Origin of the sequence: Streptomyces sp. NPDC006197 (assembly GCF_040613865.1) — a bacterium.
In the GTDB taxonomy this organism is placed as follows: domain Bacteria; phylum Actinomycetota; class Actinomycetes; order Streptomycetales; family Streptomycetaceae; genus Streptomyces.
Map to the genome: position 1 here is coordinate 31,425 of NZ_JBEXSZ010000013.1, position 20,152 is coordinate 51,576.

General features: G+C 68.1%; 19 protein-coding genes. 11 read left to right on the forward strand and 8 right to left on the reverse strand.

What is annotated here, in order from left to right:
• The first annotated feature begins 377 nt into the window (after positions 1-377).
• The 8 genes from ABZ318_RS06375 to ABZ318_RS06410 all read left to right on the forward strand — a co-directional run bounded on the left by ABZ318_RS06375 (position 378) and on the right by ABZ318_RS06410 (position 8,603).
• Positions 378-965 carry a response regulator transcription factor gene (locus tag ABZ318_RS06375; protein ID WP_356901352.1) on the forward strand — a complete coding sequence of 196 codons (588 nt, stop codon included), beginning with the start codon at positions 378-380 and terminating at the stop codon, positions 963-965.
• A gap of 171 nt (positions 966-1,136) precedes the next feature.
• Positions 1,137-2,420: a cation:proton antiporter gene (locus ABZ318_RS06380; RefSeq protein WP_356901353.1), complete on the forward strand. Its 1,284-nt coding sequence runs from the start codon at positions 1,137-1,139 to the stop codon at positions 2,418-2,420.
• A 256-nt stretch (positions 2,421-2,676) separates the two neighbouring features.
• Positions 2,677-3,624, forward strand: coding sequence for a chlorinating enzyme (locus ABZ318_RS06385; protein WP_356901354.1), 948 nt, complete (start codon positions 2,677-2,679; stop codon positions 3,622-3,624).
• A gap of 12 nt (positions 3,625-3,636) precedes the next feature.
• On the forward strand, positions 3,637-3,912 hold the full coding sequence (locus tag ABZ318_RS06390; RefSeq protein ID WP_356901355.1) for a phosphopantetheine-binding protein: 276 nt from the start codon (positions 3,637-3,639) through the stop codon (positions 3,910-3,912).
• Positions 3,913-3,916: 4 nt separating this feature from the next.
• Complete coding sequence (locus tag ABZ318_RS06395) at positions 3,917-4,678, forward strand: alpha/beta fold hydrolase (protein WP_356901356.1); 762 nt, start codon at positions 3,917-3,919, stop codon at positions 4,676-4,678.
• On the forward strand, positions 4,671-6,239 hold the full coding sequence (locus ABZ318_RS06400) for an amino acid adenylation domain-containing protein (protein WP_356901357.1): 1,569 nt from the start codon (positions 4,671-4,673) through the stop codon (positions 6,237-6,239). The genes ABZ318_RS06395 and ABZ318_RS06400 overlap by 8 nt, the downstream gene beginning before the upstream one ends.
• A 23-nt stretch (positions 6,240-6,262) precedes the next feature.
• A complete protein-coding gene (locus tag ABZ318_RS06405; RefSeq protein WP_356901358.1) occupies positions 6,263-7,276 on the forward strand; it encodes a ketoacyl-ACP synthase III family protein in 1,014 nt (337 codons plus the stop codon).
• A gap of 22 nt (positions 7,277-7,298) precedes the next feature.
• Complete coding sequence (locus ABZ318_RS06410) at positions 7,299-8,603, forward strand: aminotransferase class III-fold pyridoxal phosphate-dependent enzyme (protein ID WP_356901359.1); 1,305 nt, start codon at positions 7,299-7,301, stop codon at positions 8,601-8,603.
• Positions 8,604-8,702: 99 nt separating this feature from the next.
• Here the strand turns inward: ABZ318_RS06410 and ABZ318_RS06415 are convergent, their stop codons facing one another.
• The 6 genes from ABZ318_RS06415 to ABZ318_RS06440 form a co-directional block, all read right to left on the reverse strand.
• Positions 8,703-9,188 carry a helix-turn-helix domain-containing protein gene (locus ABZ318_RS06415; RefSeq protein ID WP_356901360.1) on the reverse strand — a complete coding sequence of 162 codons (486 nt, stop codon included), beginning with the start codon at positions 9,186-9,188 and terminating at the stop codon, positions 8,703-8,705.
• A gap of 120 nt (positions 9,189-9,308) precedes the next feature.
• Positions 9,309-9,842, reverse strand: a complete 534-nt coding sequence (locus ABZ318_RS06420) for a flavin reductase family protein (protein WP_356901361.1) — start codon at positions 9,840-9,842, stop codon at positions 9,309-9,311.
• Positions 9,843-9,876: 34 nt separating this feature from the next.
• Positions 9,877-11,436: a tryptophan halogenase family protein gene (locus tag ABZ318_RS06425; protein WP_356901362.1), complete on the reverse strand. Its 1,560-nt coding sequence runs from the start codon at positions 11,434-11,436 to the stop codon at positions 9,877-9,879.
• Positions 11,437-11,500: 64 nt separating this feature from the next.
• Entirely contained in the window at positions 11,501-12,757 is a 1,257-nt protein-coding gene (locus tag ABZ318_RS06430; protein WP_356901363.1) for a pyridoxal phosphate-dependent aminotransferase, read from the reverse strand.
• Positions 12,758-12,807: 50 nt separating this feature from the next.
• Positions 12,808-13,554: a glucose 1-dehydrogenase gene (locus ABZ318_RS06435; protein ID WP_356901364.1), complete on the reverse strand. Its 747-nt coding sequence runs from the start codon at positions 13,552-13,554 to the stop codon at positions 12,808-12,810.
• Positions 13,551-14,354 carry an alpha/beta fold hydrolase gene (locus tag ABZ318_RS06440; RefSeq protein WP_356901365.1) on the reverse strand — a complete coding sequence of 268 codons (804 nt, stop codon included), beginning with the start codon at positions 14,352-14,354 and terminating at the stop codon, positions 13,551-13,553. The genes ABZ318_RS06435 and ABZ318_RS06440 overlap by 4 nt, the downstream gene beginning before the upstream one ends.
• 85 nt (positions 14,355-14,439) lie before the next feature.
• Between ABZ318_RS06440 and ABZ318_RS06445 the strand changes: the two genes are divergently transcribed.
• On the forward strand, positions 14,440-16,065 hold the full coding sequence (locus ABZ318_RS06445) for an AMP-binding protein (protein WP_356901366.1): 1,626 nt from the start codon (positions 14,440-14,442) through the stop codon (positions 16,063-16,065).
• A gap of 89 nt (positions 16,066-16,154) precedes the next feature.
• Here ABZ318_RS06445 and ABZ318_RS06450 read toward each other — a convergent pair whose 3' ends face one another.
• Both ABZ318_RS06450 and ABZ318_RS06455 read right to left on the reverse strand, forming a co-directional pair.
• Positions 16,155-17,723, reverse strand: a complete 1,569-nt coding sequence (locus ABZ318_RS06450; RefSeq protein WP_356901367.1) for an NAD(P)-binding domain-containing protein — start codon at positions 17,721-17,723, stop codon at positions 16,155-16,157.
• 46 nt (positions 17,724-17,769) lie between these two features.
• Positions 17,770-18,987: a cytochrome P450 gene (locus ABZ318_RS06455; RefSeq protein WP_356901368.1), complete on the reverse strand. Its 1,218-nt coding sequence runs from the start codon at positions 18,985-18,987 to the stop codon at positions 17,770-17,772.
• A gap of 342 nt (positions 18,988-19,329) precedes the next feature.
• Between ABZ318_RS06455 and ABZ318_RS06460 the strand changes: the two genes are divergently transcribed.
• Both ABZ318_RS06460 and ABZ318_RS06465 read left to right on the forward strand, forming a co-directional pair.
• Positions 19,330-19,563 carry an MbtH family NRPS accessory protein gene (locus tag ABZ318_RS06460; RefSeq protein WP_356901369.1) on the forward strand — a complete coding sequence of 78 codons (234 nt, stop codon included), beginning with the start codon at positions 19,330-19,332 and terminating at the stop codon, positions 19,561-19,563.
• A gap of 41 nt (positions 19,564-19,604) precedes the next feature.
• A complete protein-coding gene (locus ABZ318_RS06465; RefSeq protein WP_356901370.1) occupies positions 19,605-20,105 on the forward strand; it encodes a winged helix-turn-helix domain-containing protein in 501 nt (166 codons plus the stop codon).
• The last annotated feature ends 47 nt before the right edge of the window (positions 20,106-20,152 follow it).

The following is a 20,152-nucleotide window of genomic DNA, read 5'->3' on the forward strand; positions in this document are numbered from 1 at the left end:
CTCGCCACACCACAGACTGCCCCGGACAGCCGCGTAGTCGACGGGTGTTCGCGATGACATGCCCGGATTGTCCGACCCTTGGCGCGAGCGGTGCACTGCGGTTATGGTCCTGCGCGCCAGGCGTATCGGAATGCCGTAATTCCGGTGCGACTTTCAACTTTCACCATGGTGAAAGGCGCCGGAGAAAGCACCGCCAGCCCTTCGCACACCAGTGCTAGTCTCGACGCGAGTTACCTGCCACGAGTCGGCTCGCCGCGGGTTCCGACAGGCGGCGAGATTCACGATGACGGCCGGCGAACCAGAAGGGCTGACAGCCCACACGGCTTGGCTGATGATCGACAATCTACGTTGGGGGACGAGTGAGAATCGATGTATTCATGTCCGACGGCCTGCATCTATCGCGTTTCGGGCTCACAGCACTGCTGGAGCGCCACGAGGACATCCGAGTCGTCGGATCCTCGGAGGACAACCTCAGCGCCCTGGAGTTCGCCCAATTACACAGCCCCGACGTAGTCATCCTCAGCTTAGAAGGCGCTGACAGCGACGCCATCTCCATTGCCGAAAAGATAGCGAGCCTCCCGGGCTGTCGCAGTATGCTGCTCGTCACGTCGTCCACCCGGTCGATCGTCCGCCAGGCATTCGCCGCCGGGATCGGCGGAATCGTCGAGCGAAGCATGCGGCCCCGCCAGTTCTTCGAAGCCATCCACCGTGTCCACCAGGGCGAAAGGGTCTTCGACGCGGAGCTGACGGTCGCCGCCCTGGTCAACGAGGACTGCCCGCTGACCGAGCGGGAATTCGCCGTGCTGGAGAACATCTCCCGCGGCGACACGATCGACGAGGTCGCGGCGCGGTTGCACCTCTCCCGAGGAACCGTACGCAACTACCTCTCGTCCGTGGTGGCGAAGTTGCATGCCCGCAACAGGATTGACGCCTTGCGGATCGCCCAGAAGTCGAACTGGATCTGACCCCGCATTCGCCGACGCGGACTCCGCGTGCGCCGGGGCCGCTCTCAAGGGACGTCGCGTCCCCTCCAGCCGTCCCGGCGCACCCGCTGCGTCGCGACAGCCCGGCCCCTTTGCCTCTCCACGACAGGACAGCCATGAAGGGCCAGACAACCCGTGAACATATCTGAGTTATTGACCCATGCGCTGCATGTGATCGCGGCGCTCACCGTCGTTCTGCTTCTGGCCCGCATGGGGCGGACGTGCGCCCGGTGGCTCCGGCAGCCGGAAGTCGTCGGGGAGGTCACGGCCGGGCTGCTGATCGGCCCCGCCGTGCTCGCGCTGGCCGACCGCGAACTGTTCGACATGCTGCTGCCGCCCTCCGTGCTCGCGGTGCTCAAACTGGTCGGCCAGACCGGGCTCGTCCTCTATCTGGTCGGTCTCGCCCACAAGTTGGCGCTGGGCTCGGAGGGACCGTCGAAGCGCACCCTGTCCGCCCTCGTCGCCGGCGCCTTCGCGCTGCCCTTCGTCACCGGCCTGATACTGGTGGGCGTCATCGAGGTCTCCGGCGACTCGGGGGCCCGCGGCGAAGCGTCGTTTCCCGCCTTCCTGCTGATGGTCGCGGTGGCGATGTCCATCACCGCGGTCCCCGTCCTGTCCCGCATCCTCGGCGACCGGGGCATGAGCGACTCGCTGGAAGGGCGGTTCTCCCTGGCCGCCGCCGTGGCCATGGACGGCCTCGGCTGGATCATGCTCACGCTCGCCATCGGACTCGGCGCCGGCAACCTCTCGGGGCTGGGCAGATCCGGCATCGCGCTCCTCGTGGGCGGCGGCTGCGCCTACCTGCTGCGCATGGGGCTGCGCACCGGGCCGGCGCGCCGGCTGTGCGTACGGATGCCCAAGACCTCCGCGACCCTCCTCGGCGCGGCCGCGCTGGGTACGGCGCTGCTGACCGAGCACCTGGGCATGACCGCCATCGTCGGCGCCGCGCTGGTCGGCCTGGCGATCACCGGTGACACCATGGCCGTATGGGCCGGGCCGGTGGCCTCCGTGTCGCGCGCCGGCCGGGCGCTGACACCCGTCTTCTTCGTCGTCACCGGCGTCACCGTGCTCATCGGCGCCTTCTCCGCGGCGCCCTGGCTGCTGATCGCCGCCGCCCTGGTCCTGGGCTGCGTGGGCAAGCTGGCCGGTGGCTACCTCGGAGCCCGGCTGGGCGGCATGGGCCGCACCGCGGCCTGCCGGGTCGGGGCCCTGATGAACACCCGGGGCCTCACCGAACTGATCGTGCTGGAGGCCGGGCACCGCGCCGGCATCCTGTCCGCCCAACTGGTTCTGGCCCTCATCGTGATGGCCCTGGCGACCACGGCGATGACGGGACCGCTGCTCAGCCTCGTCGACCGCGCCGAGCGGCGCCGCGGCACCGCACCGGCCGTCCCGCCGGCCTCCCACGCCGTGCCGGCGGAGAGCGGTTCCCGCTGACCGGATTTCACTCCTCTCGTCGGCTCGAAGAGAGGAACACCGCGCCGGGCATGTGAAATTCACAGGCCGTGGTGCGACTCTAACCTCGCGCGGATACCGCAACTGTGGATAGCGTGATCACCGGAAGTCCGGCGAGGAATCCTGGATTGCGATTCCGGGCGTTGCGTCGGCCGCCGAGCCGCCGGCACCCCGAAGTATCCGACCTTGTGCCGCTCCAAGCGACGTCTTCGAGCGCGATTAGGATCGAGGAGAAACCATGGCTCGCACAAAAACGTTCGCGCTGAGCGCCGAAGAGCTTGAACAGTTCGCCCGGGACGGCTACATCGGCCCCTTCGACCTGTATACCGAAGACGAGATGGAAGCCCATTTCAAGGAGATCAGGCCGAAGCTGCTCCGGACCAAGACGTCCATCTACAGCGGGGGGCAGACGGAGTCCGGCAACACGAACCTGGCGGCCAGCTACGACCGCCACCTCGACGTCGACTTCCTCGCCGAGCACATCACCCGGCCCGAGATCGTGGACCGGGTGTCGAGCATCCTCGGCCCCGACACGCTCTGCTGGCGCACCGAGCTCTTCCCCAAGTACCCGGGTGACGAGGGCACGGACTGGCACCAGGCGGACAACTTCTCCAGCGTCGACGGTGCCAAGCACCCGCACATCGTCTGGCCGGAGGACGCGGAGTTCGGCGGCACCATCACGGCCTGGACCGCCTTCACCGAGGCGACGGTCGACAACGGCTGCCTCCAGTTCATCCCGGGCACGCACACGTCCATGAACTACGACGAGTCGAAGATCATGGAGTACAACCCGGACGTCATCAACAAGGTGGAGAAGGACGGCGTCAGGCGCGGCCTCTTCGGCTACGACTACCGGCAGCTGCAGAAGGACCCGGACTGGTCCCCCGACGAGTCCAAGGCTGTCTCCCAGGTCATGCGCCGCGGGCAGTTCATCCTCTTCTGGTCCACGCTCATGCACGCCTCGCACCCGCACAGCGGCAAGACGGACCAGATGCGGCTCGGCTTCGCCTCCCGCTACCTCCCGACCCAGGTCAAGGTCTACCCGTACTCCGACGAACTCTACGAGTTCGGAGCGCGGGCCAGCCTCGAGAAGTTCGGCAACGTGCTGGTCTCCGGTGAGGACCGGTACGGCCACAACCGCTTCGTCGACACCACCGTCAACGGATTCCGCTTCCCGGTGCACTAGGAGAAACGACACATGAGCGACACGGACAACCGCATGGCCACTGAAACGCTGCAGGCGTGGGTCATCGACGAGTGCAAGCAGCTCGGCCTGCGGGTCACCGACGGGGCCGACGACTTCTTCGAGGCCGGCGGCACGTCGCTGACCGCGGTGAAGCTGATCGAGCGGGCGGAGCGAGAGTTCGGCGACGACTCGCTCCCCGCGGACGAGCTGTTCACCACGAGCAAGATCGCGGAGATCGTGGCCAGCATCCAGCGGAACACCAAGCCCGCCGACTCGGTGTCGGACTGACGGGGTGGGCGTGGCGGCGGCGGGCGACAAGTGGGTGATGACCCTCAAGGCGGTCGCAGAGCCCTCCGGGACGTTGATCTGCTTTCCCTACGCGGGCGGGAGCCCCGAGACCTTCCGTGCCTGGTGCGACGGGATCGCGGACGACGTCGAGGTGCTGTGCGTGGTGCTGCCCGGCCGGGGGCGCCGCCTCAAGGAAGCGCGCTACGAGCAGTGGCAGCCCTTGGTGGACGACGCCTTCGAGGCGCTCTCGCCGTACCTGAACCGCCGCCACGCCTTCTACGGGCACAGTTTCGGTGGCCGGCTGGCCTACGAGCTGGCCCACCGGGCCTCGGCCGAGTACCCGGGGCAGACGAGCCGGCTGTTCGTATCCGGCTGCCGGAGCCCCGACACGCCGCAACGACGCCCCTACATGCACCAGATGACGGAGAGCGATTTCCGCGGTGCGGTGGCGGACATGGGCGGCACGCCGGCGGAGCTGTTCGAGCAGGAGAACCTGATGCGCCTGCTCCTGCCGACCGTACGAAGCGAGATCCGGCTCGCCGAGATATGGGGTGACCGTCACACCTCGGGTGTGGACGTTCCCATCACCGCCATATACAGCCCGGACGATGCGATTGACAGCTGGAGAACCATGCACGGCTGGCAGAAATTCACCACGCGGCAGTGCGAGCTGGTCGAAGTTCCCGGCGGACATTTCTTCGTGGACAGCCACCCGGAGCACGTAACAAGAATCGTCAACACACGTCTGGGGAATGTGGATGGATAAGATCGCCTTCTCGGAAGAGGCTCTGTCTGTTCATCGGAAGATCAACAGGACCGATGCCGCGTATCCCGAGGAGAGCCTGAAGGAGCTCTTCGAGGCCGCCGTCGACCGCCGTCCGGAGGCCGTCGCGGTCGTCCACCAGGAGCGCACCCTCACGTACCGCGAGCTCAACGGCCTGGCGAACAGCCTGAGCGTGCGGCTCGCCGCTGCCGGAGTGGAGCCCGGCCACGTCGTGGGCCTGTCCGTCAAGCGTTCGCCGGAGATGATCGTCGCCATGCTGGCGATCATCAAGCGCGGCGCCACGTACCTCCCCGTCGACCGCACCTGGCCGGACGACCGCCTGAACGGCATCCTCGACCGGGCCGGCTGTACGGCCCTGCTGACCGACGCGCCGGACGAACTGAGGGCGCGCTTCGGACAGTTGCGGGTAGTGCCCGTCGACCCGCCGACGCTGGACGCCGACGAGAAGAACCCCTCCCTGCGGGTCGATCCGGATTCCCTCGCCTACATCGTCTTCACCTCGGGGTCGACCGGAACCCCCAAGGGCGTTCCGATCCGGCACCGGGGCGTCGTCCGCCTGGTGTCCGACCCCTCCTTCGTCTCCCTCGACGAGAACGCCGTCGTCCCGCAGCTGGCATCGGTGTTCTTCGACGCCGCGGCCTTCGAGATCTGGGGCGCGCTGCTGAACGGCGGGACGTCCGTGCTCTACCCGTCGGACCACATCCGGCTCTCGGAGCTGAAGCGGCTCGTGGAGCGGAACGGCGTCACGGCGCTCTTCATCACGACGGCCCTCTTCAACGTCATCGTGGACGAGGCCCCGGGCACGCTCGACAGCGTGCGGACGATCCTCACGGGCGGCGAGGCGCATTCCCTGGGGCACATCGAAAGGGCGCGGAAGCACTACGGCGACGGAAAGGTCGTCAGCGTCTACGGACCGACCGAGTGCTCGGTGTTCGCCACGCACTATCCCGTCCGGAGTTCGGTGCAGGGTGAATCCGCCCTGCCGATCGGTCTGCCCATCCAGAACACGTCGCTGTACATCGTCGCGGACGGCGCACTGTGCGCGCCCGGCGAGGTCGGCGAGGTGTGCCTGGCCGGCCCCGGCCTGTCCCCGGGCTATCTGGGCATGGACGAGCTGACGAAGAAGAAGTACGTCGAGTACGACATCGACGGCGAGAAGGTCGTGCTCTACCACACCGGAGACCGCGGTTTCTGCCGGGAGGACGGCAACGTCGTCTTCCAGGGCCGCCTGGACGACCAGGTGAAGGTCAACGGCTTCCGGATCGAACTCGGCGAGATCACGCACTTCATGAACGAGGTGCCGTACGTCAAGCAGAGCTACGTCACCACGAGCGAGAAGGAATCCGGCGAGAAGGTCGTGGTGGCTTTCGTCGTGCCGGCCGACGCCGACTGCACCCCCCAGGCATGCCACGACCACCTGGTCACCAAGGTGCCGCGCTACATGGTGCCCGGAGAGATCCACGTGCGCGACAGCCTGCCGCTGACGGGCTCGGGCAAGGTGGACCGAAAGGCCCTTCTTGCCGGCCTCGGAAACCCTGAGTGAGAACGAGAGAAGGGCACGATCCAGTGACTGCGACCGGGTTGAGCATCAAGGCGGCGACCCTCTGGCTCCCGCCGGACAAGAAGGGCCCCGCGGAGGGCGAACTCACCGAGGCGGACTTCGAGCGCATCGGCGTCTCCGAACTGTACGTCGCTCCGGACGACATCGCCCCGCCCCAGATGGCCGTACTGGCCGCGGAGAGCGTTCTGGAGAAGAGCGGAGTCGAGCCGAACTCCGTCGGCTCCCTGGTCCATGCCTTCAGCTACCACCAGGGCTTCGACATGTGGTCGCCGGCGCACTACATCGCCCACCAGGCCGGGATCATCGACGGGCTTCCCGTCAACGTCCAGCAGTGCTGCAACGGCGGCGCCGTGGCGCTGCAGATAGCCGCCAAGTGGCTGGCCGCCACTCCCGAGACGAGCACGGTCCTCGTCACCAGCGCAGACCGGTTCGCCGCGCCGGGCTTCGACCGGTGGTTGACCGACGACGACGCGGTCTACTCGGACTCGGCGACCGCGGTCCTGCTCGGCCGTACCGGAGAGGGCGAGGACTTCCTCCATCTCCGTGCGCTGGAGATGGCCACGGACAGCTCGTGGGAAGGGCAGTTGCGCGGGAGCGCCGAATTCTCCTCCGTACCGCTGGGGCACGGCGCTCCGATGTCCCTCCGGCCCGCCAACCAGGAGTTCAGGGAGTCCGGTGCGGCGGCGGAGATGGTCAAGCTCGCCGTTCCCAAGGTCCACGATCTCGTCCGGCGGGCTCTGCGCACGGCCGGGATCGAGTCCGATGACCTCAGCAGCATCGCGCTGCCGCGTCTCTCCCGGACCATGCGCGAGGGCATGTTCAAGCCACTCCTCGGTGAACTGATCGGCCCGGACCACCGCTACCTCGAATGCGACACCGGCTCCCTCGGCGCCGGCGACCACCTCGCGAACCTGGTGGCCCTCGAGGAGAGCCTCGAGCCGGGCCAGTACGGAATGGTCATCCAGGGCACCGCCGGATACACGTTCTCGTGTTCCGTGGTCCAGGCGCCCGAGAAGTAGCGCGGAGACGGGAGGCACGGCCATGACGCCGAGCACATGGGACCGCGACACGTACGCCCTCTGGCACGGGACGGTGCCCACCTCGACGATCCTCGACCGGAGTGGACCGCAGGACCTCTGGGTCAGGGGCGAGGGGTCCTGGTTGATCGACGCCTCGGGACGTCGGGCCCTCGACGCCCGCGCGGGGGTCGGCAACATGGTGCTCGGCTACGGCCGTGCCGACGTCGTGGAGGCGATGAGCCGCCAGGCGCGTGAGCTGCCGTACGTCTGCGCGGTGCGGTGGGAGCTGCCGGCCCCCGTGGTCGTCGAACTGGCGCAGGAGCTCACCGCCGTGGCCCCTTCCGGCCTCGACCGGGTGCGGTTCTGCCATACGGGCGGCGCGGCGGTCGAGAGCGCGATCATGATGGCCCGCTCGTACCACCGGAACAACGGCCGGCGCGACAAGCGCCTCGTCGTGGGCCTCCGCGACAGCTACCACGGCACGCCGATGGCGGCCATGGCGGCGAGCGGGCAGCGCATGATGCACTGGGTCTTCGGTCCGATGCCGGAAGGGTTCCACCATCTTCCGGAACCGACCGACGACTCCGGCGCCGAGCTCGCCGCACAGCTGGACGAGCTGGGGCCGGAGCGCATCGCCGCGCTGATCGTCGAACCGGTGAAGGGCCGGAACGGACAGCCCCTCCCCGACGCGTACCTGCGAGCGGCACGCGAGTACTGCACGAAGAACGACATCCTGCTGATCTTCGACGAGGCGTTCACGGGGTACGGGCGGATGGGCGAGATGTTCGCGGCCGGGATCTCCGGGGTCTCGCCGGACATCATGTGCCTCGCGAAGGGCATCACCGCCGGTTACTCGGCGCTGGGCGCCCTCCTGGCCACGGAGCGGATCTACCAGGCGTTCGACAGCAGCAGCACGGTGTTCGCACACCAGTCGACCACGGACGGCCACCCGGTGGCCTGCGCCGCGGCGCTCGCCACGCTCCGTGCGTTCGCCGCCGAGGACCTGGTGGCGAACGGCCGGGTCCTCGGCCGGCTCCTGGGCGACCGGGTGAACGACCTGCTCAAGGGGACGCCCGCGTTCGGGGGCGTCCGGGTCGTCGGCGCGTACGTGGGAATCGACCTCGTGGACCAGGACGGCAACCCGCTCTCGATGCGGGCCCGGAGCGATCTCGAGTCGGCGTGCCGGCGCGAGGGCCTGCTGATCCACTACACGCCCGACACGGTCGTGCTGATGCCTCCGCTGACGATGACCACGGAGGAAGCGGACTTCGCCGCGCAGACCTTCGCGGGCGTCGTGTCCACGCTGGAGCCGGCCGCCGTCTCCTGAGGGCCGTCCGGCCCGCACCGACGACCGTCACCGGTGGTGTCCCCGAGGGGAAACCACCGGTGACGGTCGTTTCTGCACGACCACGCGCGGACGGACGCGTCAGTGCCGTTCCGGGATCTCCGGGTAGCGGGCGGCGATCGCCGCGCCGGCCCTGGGACCGCGGGCGAAGGCGAAATCGGCGGTGTCCAGCGGACGGCCGGTGACCCGGTCCACCACGACCGGGTCCGCGGCCACGCCCGTTTCGACGTCGACCAGGACGAGACTCCGGTCCTCCGGGGCCAGGTGATGGTTTCCATAGGCCGCCATGACCAGGATGAGCGGACGCAGTGCACGCCCCCGATCGGTCGGCCGGTACTCCCGGTCGGCGGGATCAGGGGCGCCGGCCTCGGCCTCGAGGAGGCCCTTCGCCGTCAGGTGGTCCATCCGCTCCGCGAGCACATCCGCGGACATGGCCAGGTTCCGGCGGATCGATTCGAACCCGGTGTGGCCGTCGAAGACCTCGTGCAGGATCTCCAGAGTCCACCAGGGGCCGATGGTCTCGACCGTGCGCGCCAGCGGGCAGTCGGGAATTCGCGCCTTGCTCACCGTCAGCTCCCATCGTGGGCCGGGAACGGTCGCCGGAATGATCTGGTGACCGGGTCTGTGTCATCGGGCCCGCCGGGAAGGGCGAGCGGAAAGAAAGCGGCAGGGAGCCCGGGCTCGTCCTCAACCGGAGTGAACCTTCAACGACCCGTACTGCCGCAACCCGTACAGCAGCGGGCTCGACGGCTGGTTCGCCCGTGTCTCCACCTGGAGGACTTCCCCGAAGACCACGACGTGGTCCCCGACGGGCCGCGTCTCGCTGACGCGGCAGTCCGCGATCGTGTGGGCGTCCTCGATCAGGTGCGGCAGTCCGGACTCCGCTTCCGGGATCCATTCGACCTTGTCGAATCGGTCCGGCGAGCCGGAGGCGAAGAGATCGGCCACGGGCCCGGCCCGGTCGTGCAGCAGGTTGACGGCGAACGCCGACACCTCCAGCAGCGCCGCCAGGGTCGGGCTTTCGCCGCGCAGGCACACCAGCAGGGTCGGCGGCTGCAGGGCGACGCTGCACAGCGACGAGCACGTCATGCCCCACGGCCGGCCGTCCGGTCCGGCAGTCGTCACGATGGCGACGCCGGCCGGATGCGTCGTCATGAGGGAGCGGAACGTGGCCTGGTCGACCGGTGCTCGCGCCACCGTGCCAGTGACGGGATTCGGCATGGCTTGCTACCTCCTCGCTCGGCCGCGCAGCCGACTAGGAACGCATTTCCTTCAGCCCGTGGACGTGTGCCAGGTACTCCGAGTGGCTCGGCAACTTCTCGACCAGCGAGGCGGCCTGATCGCGGATCAGGCGCAGTTCCTTGGTCGCGGCGATGTCGTCCATCATCGCCAGGCCGGGCAGCGAACGTACGTCGAGCCCACCGAGGCCCAGAATCATGGCGGTGTAGGAGTAGGGCTCGAACCCGTGGTAGTAGGGGAAGACGGTGTCCGGGTCGGGCAGCTTCACCTTCCACTGCTCGATTCGCTCGGCCAGCGCGTCCGGCATGGTACGCGTTTTGGCATCCCGCCAGTACTGGTTGTCGGTGCGCTTGGCCGCGACGTAGTGCAGCACGAGGAATTCGCGTACGCCGTCCATGACGTTGGCCACTTGCCGGTTGTAGGACTTGCGCAGCCGGTCGTCGTCGCGCCCGCCGGGGAAATGCTTCACCAGCTGTTCGATCGCGTTCTGGATGAAGAAGATGCCCGTCGATTCGAGCGGCTCGACGAACCCGCTGGACAGGCCGATGGCGACACAGTTGTTCACCCAGGAGTTCTCGCTCCGGCCGATCCGCATCCGGATGTGGTTGGCGGTCAGGTCCTTCGCCGCGGGGCCCACGTACTCGCGGAGCGTGCGCTCGGCCTCGTCCGGGGTGCAGTAGTCGCTGGCGTACACGTAACCCGTGCCGATCCGGCCGAACAGCGGGATCGTCCAGATCCAGCCGGCGTCCTGCGCGCTGGCCCTGGTGTACGGACCCATTCCCTGGTCGGACATCTCCATGGGCACGCGCAGGGCGACCGCACTGTCGTTCGGCAGGGTGTCCTGGTAGGAGAGGAACGGCACCTCGAGCCGCTTGTTGAGCAGCATGCTGCGGAACCCGGTGCAGTCGATGAAGAGGTCGCCCGTCAGGTCGCCGCTCTCCTTCGTGCGCACCCGCGTGATGTCACCGCGCTCGTCCACCTCGGTGTCGACCACGTCGTCCAGCACGTGCCGGACTCCACGATCGGTTCCGTACCGGGTGAGGAACCTGGCCAGCAGCGTGGCGTCGAACTGGTACGCGTAGGGGAACTGGGCGGTCTGCTCCGCCATGGTGGAGCGCTCCGCCTCGCGCTCGCCGGCGTCGAGACCCAACAGGCTTCCCCCCAGCTGCCGGGGCGAGCGATTGGCCTCGCAGAGCGCGGCGATCAGCGAGCAGTCCCTGTCGTAGTCCGCGCTGGGCCGCTTGTGCAGCCACCAGTCCGCGAGCGACACGCCCTCCACCGTCCGCGGCCGCTCGAACGGGTGGTAGAAGTGGTGCCCCTTGGCCCGCCAGTTGTCGTAGCGGATCGCCAGCTTGTAGGTGCCGTGACACTCCGGCATCCAGTCGGTCTCGGCGAGGCCGAGATAGGCGAAGAAGTGCCGGATGGTACTGAAGGAAGCTTCACCCACACCGACGGTGGGCACGTTCTTGGACTCGACGAGGGTTACCGCGAGCCGATCGCCGAATGTCGCTTTCAGATACGCCGCCGTCATCCAGCCCGCGGTCCCGCCACCGACGATGACAACACTCTTCGCCATGATTCCTCACTTCTTTCCTGCTGACCCGAATTCCGGAAGGACCTCGTACACCGTCGGTTTCGGTCTATGCGGCAGAAGGGGCGCCGCTGTCGCCGCATTCGTCGACGAATTCCAGGATCTTGCGCACCCCGGTGTCGAGTGCCGTCGGATCCACACAGAACGCGACCCGGACCAGGTGGCGCGCCCAGGGCGCGTAGTCGTGGGAACGGATCCGCCCCTGCTCGTCGACGTCGGGACGCATGGCGAACCCGTTGCCGGGCACGACCGCGACGCCCTTGCTCTCCAGCAGCCGGGTCGCGAACGTCTCGGCGTCCAGCCCGGTCCGGGCCACGTCGAGCATCGCGTACCACCCGCCGGCGGGCAGTTCACGCAGCAGTCCGGCCTCGACCAGCGGCGACAACGCCACGTCCCGGTTCCGCTGCACCAGCTTGCGGTTGAGCGCCGTCGCCTCGGACCGGCTGTCCAGTGCGGCGATGCCCGCGTACTGCACCGGGGTCGACGTGCCGATGATGTTGGCCTCCTGGGCGACCTTCATGACGTCGGCGGCCCGGTCGTTGGCCAGCGCGATGTAGCCCAGCCGGTAGCCGGTCATCGCGAAGCTCTTGGAGAAGCTGAAGACGCTGTGCACGATACGCTCGGCGACCGGGACGTCACGTTCGAGCGAAGCCGTCGAAACGTGCTCGCTGTCGTAGAGGAAATGCTCGTACGCCTCATCGCTGATGACGTGCCAGCCCCGGCTGCGCGCCAGCTCCAGCAGGGCCCCGAGTTCACCGCGGTCCAGGACGACGCCGGTCGGGTTGGCCGGCGAGTTGATCAGCAGGACCCGGGTGCGCGGCGTCGCGGCGGCCGCGATCGTCTCGGGGTCGGGCCGGAAGTCGTCGCCGAGCGAGTACAGCACCGGCCGGAAGCCGGCGAGCAGACTCTGCTGCAGATGGACGGGCCAGTGCAGTTCCGGCAGGAGGATCTCGGCTCCGGGCTCGGCCAGCGACTGCAGCAGAGCGGCCAGGCCCTGGCACGAACCGGGTGAGATCAGCAGCCGGGACACGGCGGTGTCCACCCCGTTGTCCGTACGGAGCTTGTCCACCAGGGCCGCGCGCAGCTCGGGCAGGCCCTCCACGCCGGTGTACTTGGTGTCGCCGCGCCGTACGGCGTCGACGAACGCGTCGGCGACGTTGTCGGCGGGGTCGAAATAGGGATCGCCGACGTGCAGCTTCACCACGTCGACGCCGGCCTCCTCCTCTCGTGCCTCCGCTGCTCGGTAAATCCGGTGCAGACACGACGACGGAACGGATCCGGCGACGGAGAGGATGTCGGGACTCACGCTCGTACCACCTTCGCTACGTTGAGAATTCTGGGGAGTCACAAGAGGCGTCACGCTGTGCGGCCGCCGTCGACGGGTATCAGTGCTCCGGTCACCCAGCCCGACAGTTCGGAGTCCAGCAGCGAGCACACCCACCGGCCGATGTCCGTGCCGTCGCCGAACCGCCCCATCGGAGTCGACGCGAGAAGATCGACGCGCATGCGCTGGGTATCCGCTTCGTCCAGTCCGGTCTCGTTCCACATCGGTGTGTCCACCGGGCCGGGCATGATGGCGTTCACGCGTACGTCGGGTGCCAGCTCCCTCGCCAGCGAACGCGTGAGGCTGTTGAGAGCCGCCTTGGTCGCACCGTAGAAAGCGCGGCCGGGCATGGACAGCGCACCACCGACCGACGAGATGTTGACGACGCTGCCGCGGTGGGTCCGCAGCTGCGGCAGCGCACAGCGGATCAGTTCGGCCGGCGCGCGGACGTTGACGGCGAACATCGCGTCGAACAAGGCCGGGTCGATCGCGTCGAGTCGGCCGAACCGGGCCAGACCCGCGTTGTTGACCACGGCGTCGAGCCTGCCGAAGGCGTCGGTCGCGGCTGCGACGATCCGCTCCGCGGCGCCCGGTACGGCGACGTCCTGAGCCACCACCGCGACGGCGCTCCCGTAATGCTCCGCGAGGTCGCGCAGAGGCTCCTCACGACGCCCGACGACCGTGACGCGGGCGCCCGACTTCAGCACGCATTCCGCGATCCCCAGACCGATACCGGTGGCCGCGCCGGTGACCACCACGGACTTTCCGTCGAGCGTCATCGCAGCACCTCGCTCTCCGCCAGAACCGCGCAGATGTCGCCGACCAGATCGGTCGGGTCCGAGAGGAACCAGAAGTGCCCACCGGGCCAGGCCCGCACACTGAACCGTCCGGTGCCCACGCCGGCCCAGGCGTCGAGCTGCGCACCGGTGACCAGCGGATCCTCGGTCGTGTAGTAGCCGCGCACCTCGCAGTGCAGCGGTTCGGGGTGCTTCGCCGGCCGGTAGGTCTCGTTGAGGGTGATGTCCGAGCGGAGCACCGGCAGCAGCAGCTCGCGGAGCTCGGCGTTGTCGGCGACGTCGGGGTCGATCCCGCCGAGGGCCCGCAAGGCGCCCCACAGCTCTTCGTCGCCGGCCCGGTGCGTGGTCCCGCCACCGGCCAGCCCGGGCGCGGGCGAGCCCGACACGAAGAGCCGGCGCGCGGCACTGCCGCTCGACTGCAGGACTCTCGCGGTCTCGTACGCGGCCAGGGCGCCCAGGCTGTGTCCGAACAAGGCGCAAGGAGCCGGATCCAGCCGCAACAGCTCCTCGGCGACGCGCGATCCGATCTCGGCGACGCTGCCCGCGGGTGCCTCGGCTATCCGGTCGGCGTGTCCCGGGTACTGCACAGCCAGCAGCGACGCGTCCGTGGGCATCGCCGCCGACCAGGCACGAAAGGTCGCCGCCGAACCGCCGGAATGGGGAAAGCAGACCAACCGGACGGCCGGGCTCTCCACACCGTTGAGAGGACGCAACCAGCCCCGGTCACGCGTTCTTATGCCGTTCACGTCTCCGAGCTTCACCCGAACCCTCGGCCCGCCCACGGCAATCTGTCAAAGCTCTGTCGGGCCCGACGCGGCTCACGGCCCACTGTCCGAACCTGAAGGCGGTCGCAACCTAGGAGGACACATGCTGGACGGGTTCGTGCCCTGGCCACCCGAATACGCCGATCGCTACCGCCGCGCCGGCTACTGGCGCGGCCTCTCGCTGCGGCAGCTCGTGGCCGACAGCGCCGCACGCCACCCGGACAAGGTCGCCGCCGTGGACGCCACCGGCCGGGTCACCTACGCGGAGTTGCTCGACGAGGCCGACCGCGTCGCCTCCGGTCTGCTCGATCTCGGCATCGGCCGCCACGACCGGGTGGTGGTGCACCTGCCCAACAGGATCGCGTTCCTGTCCACCGTCCTGGCCTGTTTCGGCATCGGCGCGATCCCGGTGATGGCACTGCCCGGTCACCGCCGCGACGAGATCCTCCACCTGGTGCGCTCGTCGGGCGCGGTGGCCTACGTCGGCCCGGACCGGCTGCGGGGGTTCGACTTCCGCGCGCTGGCCCGCGAGGTCCGCCGCGACGCGCCCGGTCTGCGGCACGTCGTGATCGCGGGCGAGGCGGACGAGTTCACGCCGCTGCACGAGCTCGCCCGTTCCGGCGTACGCGAACTGCCGCCGGTCGACTCGTCCGAGGTGGCGCTGCTGCTGCTGTCGGGCGGGACCACGGGTGTGCCGAAGCTGATTCCCCGGACCCACGACGACTACGCGTACAACATCTCCGCCTGCGCGCAGGTCGTCCAGTTCGACGACAGCGGCGTCTACCTCGCCGCGAACCCCGTGCCGCACAACGCCGCACTCGGCTGCCCCGGAGCGCTGGGCGCCCTGCTCCTCGGCGGAAAGGCCGTACTGGCCGCCAGCCCCAGTCCCGACCAGGTGTTTCCGCTGATCGAACAGGAGGGCGTCACCCTCACGACGCTGGTGCCCGCCCTGGCCCTGCTGTGGGCGGAAGCGGCTCGCTCCACTCCGGTCGACATGAGCGGCATGACCATCCAGGTCGGCAGCTCGAAGTTCGGACCCGCCGCGGCGGAGCGGGTGAGCGAGAGTCTGGGGTGCCGGATCCTCAACGTGTACGGCATCGGTGAGGGACTGATCACCCACACGCGCCTCGACGATCCGCCGGCCGTCGTGTTCGGCACCGAGGGCAGGCCGGTGTCTCCGGACGACGAGATCAGGATCGTGGACACCGACGACAAGGACGTCGTCACCGGTGAGACCGGCGAACTGCTCACCCGCGGTCCCTACACGATCCGTGGCTACTTCGCCGCGCCGGACCACAACCGCCGGTCCTTCACCGCGGACGGCTTCTACCGCACCGGCGACCTGGCCCGGATGACCGAGGACGGCAACGTCGTCGTCGAGGGCCGGCTGAAGGACATCATCCATCACCTGGGCGAGAAGGTGTCCGCGGAGGAGGTGGAGGGCCACGTCCTGACCCACCCCCTGGTCCTGGACACCGCCGTGGTGGGCGTCCCGGACGGTGACCTCGACGAGCGCGTCTGTGTGTTCGTCGTTCTCCGCGGTGACGCGGACACGGCGGCGGCGCCGGTCTCGTTGCGCACCATCAGGGAGCACATCCGCGAGCGCGGGCTGGCCTCCTACAAGCTGCCGGACGAGGTGATCGTCGTACCCGAGCTTCCGCGTACTCCGGTCGGCAAGATCGACAAGAACGCGCTGAAGGCCACACACCGCGAACGCCAGACGGTCTAGGGCCGCCGGCCCGCGTCGGACCGGACGAGCCCCGGTCGACCTGCCTCAGGGGAGGGTCGACCGGGGCTCGTCGGTTGTTCCGATCCGGATCAGTACTTCGGATCCGGCTTCATCAGGCCCATCGCTATCAGTACCCGCGACACACCGCTGACCGCCAGGATCGTGAGAGCCTGGGGGACCCCGAACGCCGTCGGCACGCCCATGATCGCCTTCCGCGCCGTCCGGTGATCGCTGTGCGGACCGAACAGCCGGTAGATGTGGGGCATCTGGGATCCGACCCACAGCCTGTAGGCCAGCCGCGGATTCAGGAAGACGGCCGGACGCCACGGGGAGCATCCGATCACCTTCGCGAAATCGATCATGTAGTGGTTGTAGTGGACCAGGGTCCGCAGCTGGGGATTGCCGTGGAAGACCTCGTTCTCGTACGACGCCTGCCGCTCGATGAGCCCCCGGAGTCGCACGGGGTCCGGCAGCTTCGCCTTGCCGCTGCACAGGAGGGCGAAGTACCGGCTCTGCATCTCGGAGCAGGCCGGAACGCCGCCGGCGGCCGGCCGCGCCCACCCGATGAAGACGACACCGGTGCCGAGATCCGGATGGATCATGTGCTTGTACAGTCTGCGCACGTCGGTGATGTCGGAATCCTTCAGGATGCCGAAGTCCTCGACGTAGCCCGTGTTCAGCATGATCGTGTCGATCTCTTCCCGGCGGCCGTCCTTGAAGAGGACGTAGTCCTTGCCGAGGCGTTCGATACCCGTGGCGTTGACGGAGAGTCTGCCGTCGACGATCCGGTGGATGAACGCCTCGTTCTTGGTCAGGAAGTGGTGGAAGAAGTGCCGGTTCTTCGAGTTCCACGCCGCCACGGCCCTGGCGGCGCCCGTCCTGCCCCGGCTCCTGGTCCTCCGCATGCCGAACCGCATGAACGCGCCGGCGGCCGCCAGGGGCACCGAATGCAGCAGGTGTGAGGTGTAGGCGTCGTTCGTGTGCTCCCGGCCTCCGGGGTACCTCTCGACGATGGGCTGGTAGCGACGCACCGACAGCGTGCAACTCTCGGCCACCTGGGCGATCTCGTTCACGACGTCCGCTGCCGTCTCGCCGATCCCGATGCACAGGACTCGTTTTCCGCGGAACGGTTCGGCGTTCCGGTAGTGGGCCGAGTGCACGATCTCGCCCGCGAAGTCCTCCTGCCCGGGAAGCTCGATGTAGTTCGGGACCCGGTGGGTTCCCGTGGAGACGACCACCGCGTCGAACTGATGCGCAACCCTCTTCTCGGGGGCGTCCGTCGGTGCGACCTCGACGGTGTAACCGCCGTCGTCGTTCTTCGAGATGCTCAGCACATCGGTCCCGACCTGAACGGTGGGGCCGAGGTGGAACTTCTCGGCGAAGTCGAGCAGGTACTGCCGGTATTCGCCGGCCGACCAGAACCGTCGCTCCTGGTTCTCCGGCGGCGGGAAGCTGGAGAACGTCATCATGTAGTTCGAGATGGTCAGCATCGTCGAGTCGTAGGCCCCCGCTTCGTCGGCGCCGACTCCGGAGCGGAACACTCCGCCGATCTCGGTGCTGCGCTCGAAGCAGGTGACCGAATGGCCTTCGTCCAGCAGCTCCTTCACCGCGACCAGGCCCGACGGACCCGCACCGATGACGCAGACGTTCTTCCTCATCTTCACCTCTCGACTTCGGTCGTGCTTTCTCGGATGTGATGCCGCCTCACCGCGGCCGGCGTGCGAAGTGAACCGGCAGGCTCTCGTAGCCGGTGAGGAAGTTGGAGTAGATGGGGCGGGGCGTTCCGCGCAGCTCCATCCGTTCGACCTCGGCCACCAGGGCGCTCAGCAGCGCCCGCAGCTCCGCTCGGCCGAGGTGGGCGCCCAGGCAGTAGTGCGGGCCGTGGCCGAACGCCAGGTGCCTGTTGGGGGAGCGGGACAAGGTGAAACGGCGCGGTTCGTCGAAGACCGACTCGTCGTTGTTGGCCGAGATGTTCCACAGCGTGACGATGTCGCCCTTCCGTATCTTCTTTCCGTGCAGCTCGAGATCCGATACGGCGGTACGCGCCAGATGGATCCCCGGTGTCGACCAGCGGATGATCTCCTCGACAGCCGAGTCGAGGGAGACTTCGCCCGTCCGCAGGGCCTGCCACTGATCGGGGTTCTCGATGAGCGCGAGCACCGCGCATATCGCCGATATCCGAGAGGTCTCGTCCCCGCCGAGAATGAGGCTGTAGCAGTTGACAGCGATTTCCTCGAGGCTGAGCGGGCGGTCGTCGATCTCCGCGGTCGCGAGCATGCTGATGACGTCGTCGCCGGGGTTGTCCCGCCGGTCCTGGCCCAACTCCATGAAATAGAGCACTATCTCGTTGCGGGCGCCCAGCGCATCGAGATCGCTGCTGTCCGCATGGCCCGAGGACAGCGCCATCTTGTTCCACTCGAGCAGGCTCTTGCGGTCCGCGGCCGGAACGGACATCAGATCGCAGATCGTGTTCATCGGAATCTGCTCGGCCACCGAGGCGGCGAAGTCGAACGTGTCCAGCCCGACGACCCCCGACACCAGCTCGGCAGTGCGCCGGCGGACGTTCTCGACGACCTCGCCGAGGACCCGTGGGGTGAACGCGCTGAACATGAGGTTACGGAGCTGCCGGTGGCGCGGGCCGTCGGTGACCGCCAGCATGCTGCCGCCTGCGGAATCGTCGCCGCGCAGCACGACATCGAGGACGTTTCCCCTGGCGGAACTCAGAGCCGCGTCGTGGAACAGCGACTGGATGTCGGCATATCGGGACACCACCCAGAACCCCGGGTACCGGTCGGTGGGTCCATGCCAGTAGACGGGGCGCTCGGCACGCACTTCACGCCAGAACTCGTGGACGTCGTTCTCAACGAATGTGGCCGGATCGGTGAGATCCAGGGAACGGAAACCGAGAGCGGACTGAGTCATTGCCCGATGGTGACAGGCGAAGACCGGCCACTGTCCGAACTCTTGCCCGTTCCTTTCGGCCGGTCCGGTCGGGCGCGACAGCCGGGCCGGTCGTCGCCGCTCGGCGAACCGGCTGCCCGGGCGTCGGGCCGGGGGAGCGCGGGCTGGAGCACGGCACGCACGCGCCGGCGGGCCTGTCAATATGCAGAATGCACGGGGACGAATGCAGAGTGAAGCTGTCTACATATGACAGCCGACTGCTAATGTCGACACCGCTTCCGGGGTGCGGCGGCAGGAATTGACGGCCGCTGTTCGCATTATAGGCAGGTTTCAGAAATTCTGCTCGAAGAGGGGAATTAAGTAATGCCGCATCCATTCGAGGACGACAGTCGAGACTATCTGGCGCTGCTCAACGAGGAAGAGCAGTACTCGTTGTGGCCGCAGGACATCACCGTTCCCGACGGCTGGCGGGTCGCGTACGGCCCGGCCGCCCGGGCCGAGATCATCGACTACATCGACCACGCCTGGACGGACATGCGTCCGAAGAGCTTACGGGACGTGATGGCTGCGAACGGCGGCACGCCGGCCGAGGCGTGACCCGTGGATCAACGGAACACGGTTATTTGGGGGAGATGCCTGTGAATGTTGATGTGAAGAATCGGGTCAAGTTCGTCCGCTGGCCGGCGGAAAGAAAAATCCGCGAGGAGTGTAAGGCCCGGGGACACCTGTGTCTTCTGGTGGTCGAGTACGGCGCGTCCCCGCCGGAGCATCTGAGTCTCTACGAGGACTGGGTGCGTCCTCCCATCGTTCAGGAAGATCTTCAGGCCCGGCTCCGCCAGCTGGAGCATCGGGCCGTTCTCAAGTCGAAGCCCGTGGTGGACCCGACAGGAATCCTCTACTTCGAGGATTCGTCCGTCACGCTCTCCTTGACGCAGTGCGAGATGCTGGCCCCGCTGGTGGACCGGTACGGCCAGATCATCTACCGCACCGAACTGCGCGAGATCCTCAAGAAATCCGGTTCCAGTTCGTCCAGCAACGCGCTGGACCTGCATGTGATGCGGCTGCGCCGACGCCTGCAGATCGTGGGTCTCGCGGTGCGGAACGTCTGGGGACGCGGGTTCGTCCTCGAGCCCATCTAGGGCCTGCCCGGCCCTGATCCGCCGGACACCCCCTAGCGGCATCGGCG

Excerpts from the sequence above, each read along its gene's own strand:
- ABZ318_RS06400 (WP_356901357.1), top strand. The coding sequence starts at position 4,671 with ATGGATAAGATCGCCTTCTCGGAAGAGGCTCTGTCTGTTCATCGGAAG.
- ABZ318_RS06375 (WP_356901352.1), top strand. The coding sequence starts at position 378 with ATGTCCGACGGCCTGCATCTATCGCGTTTCGGGCTCACAGCACTGCTG.
- ABZ318_RS06450 (WP_356901367.1), bottom strand. The coding sequence starts at position 17,723 with ATGAGGAAGAACGTCTGCGTCATCGGTGCGGGTCCGTCGGGCCTGGTC.
- ABZ318_RS06445 (WP_356901366.1), top strand. The coding sequence starts at position 14,440 with ATGCTGGACGGGTTCGTGCCCTGGCCACCCGAATACGCCGATCGCTAC.
- ABZ318_RS06410 (WP_356901359.1), top strand. The coding sequence starts at position 7,299 with ATGACGCCGAGCACATGGGACCGCGACACGTACGCCCTCTGGCACGGG.
- ABZ318_RS06460 (WP_356901369.1), top strand. The coding sequence starts at position 19,330 with ATGCCGCATCCATTCGAGGACGACAGTCGAGACTATCTGGCGCTGCTC.
- ABZ318_RS06455 (WP_356901368.1), bottom strand. The coding sequence starts at position 18,987 with ATGACTCAGTCCGCTCTCGGTTTCCGTTCCCTGGATCTCACCGATCCG.
- ABZ318_RS06420 (WP_356901361.1), bottom strand. The coding sequence starts at position 9,842 with ATGCCGAATCCCGTCACTGGCACGGTGGCGCGAGCACCGGTCGACCAG.
- ABZ318_RS06385 (WP_356901354.1), top strand. The coding sequence starts at position 2,677 with ATGGCTCGCACAAAAACGTTCGCGCTGAGCGCCGAAGAGCTTGAACAG.
- ABZ318_RS06435 (WP_356901364.1), bottom strand. The coding sequence starts at position 13,554 with ATGACGCTCGACGGAAAGTCCGTGGTGGTCACCGGCGCGGCCACCGGT.
- ABZ318_RS06390 (WP_356901355.1), top strand. The coding sequence starts at position 3,637 with ATGAGCGACACGGACAACCGCATGGCCACTGAAACGCTGCAGGCGTGG.
- ABZ318_RS06425 (WP_356901362.1), bottom strand. The coding sequence starts at position 11,436 with ATGGCGAAGAGTGTTGTCATCGTCGGTGGCGGGACCGCGGGCTGGATG.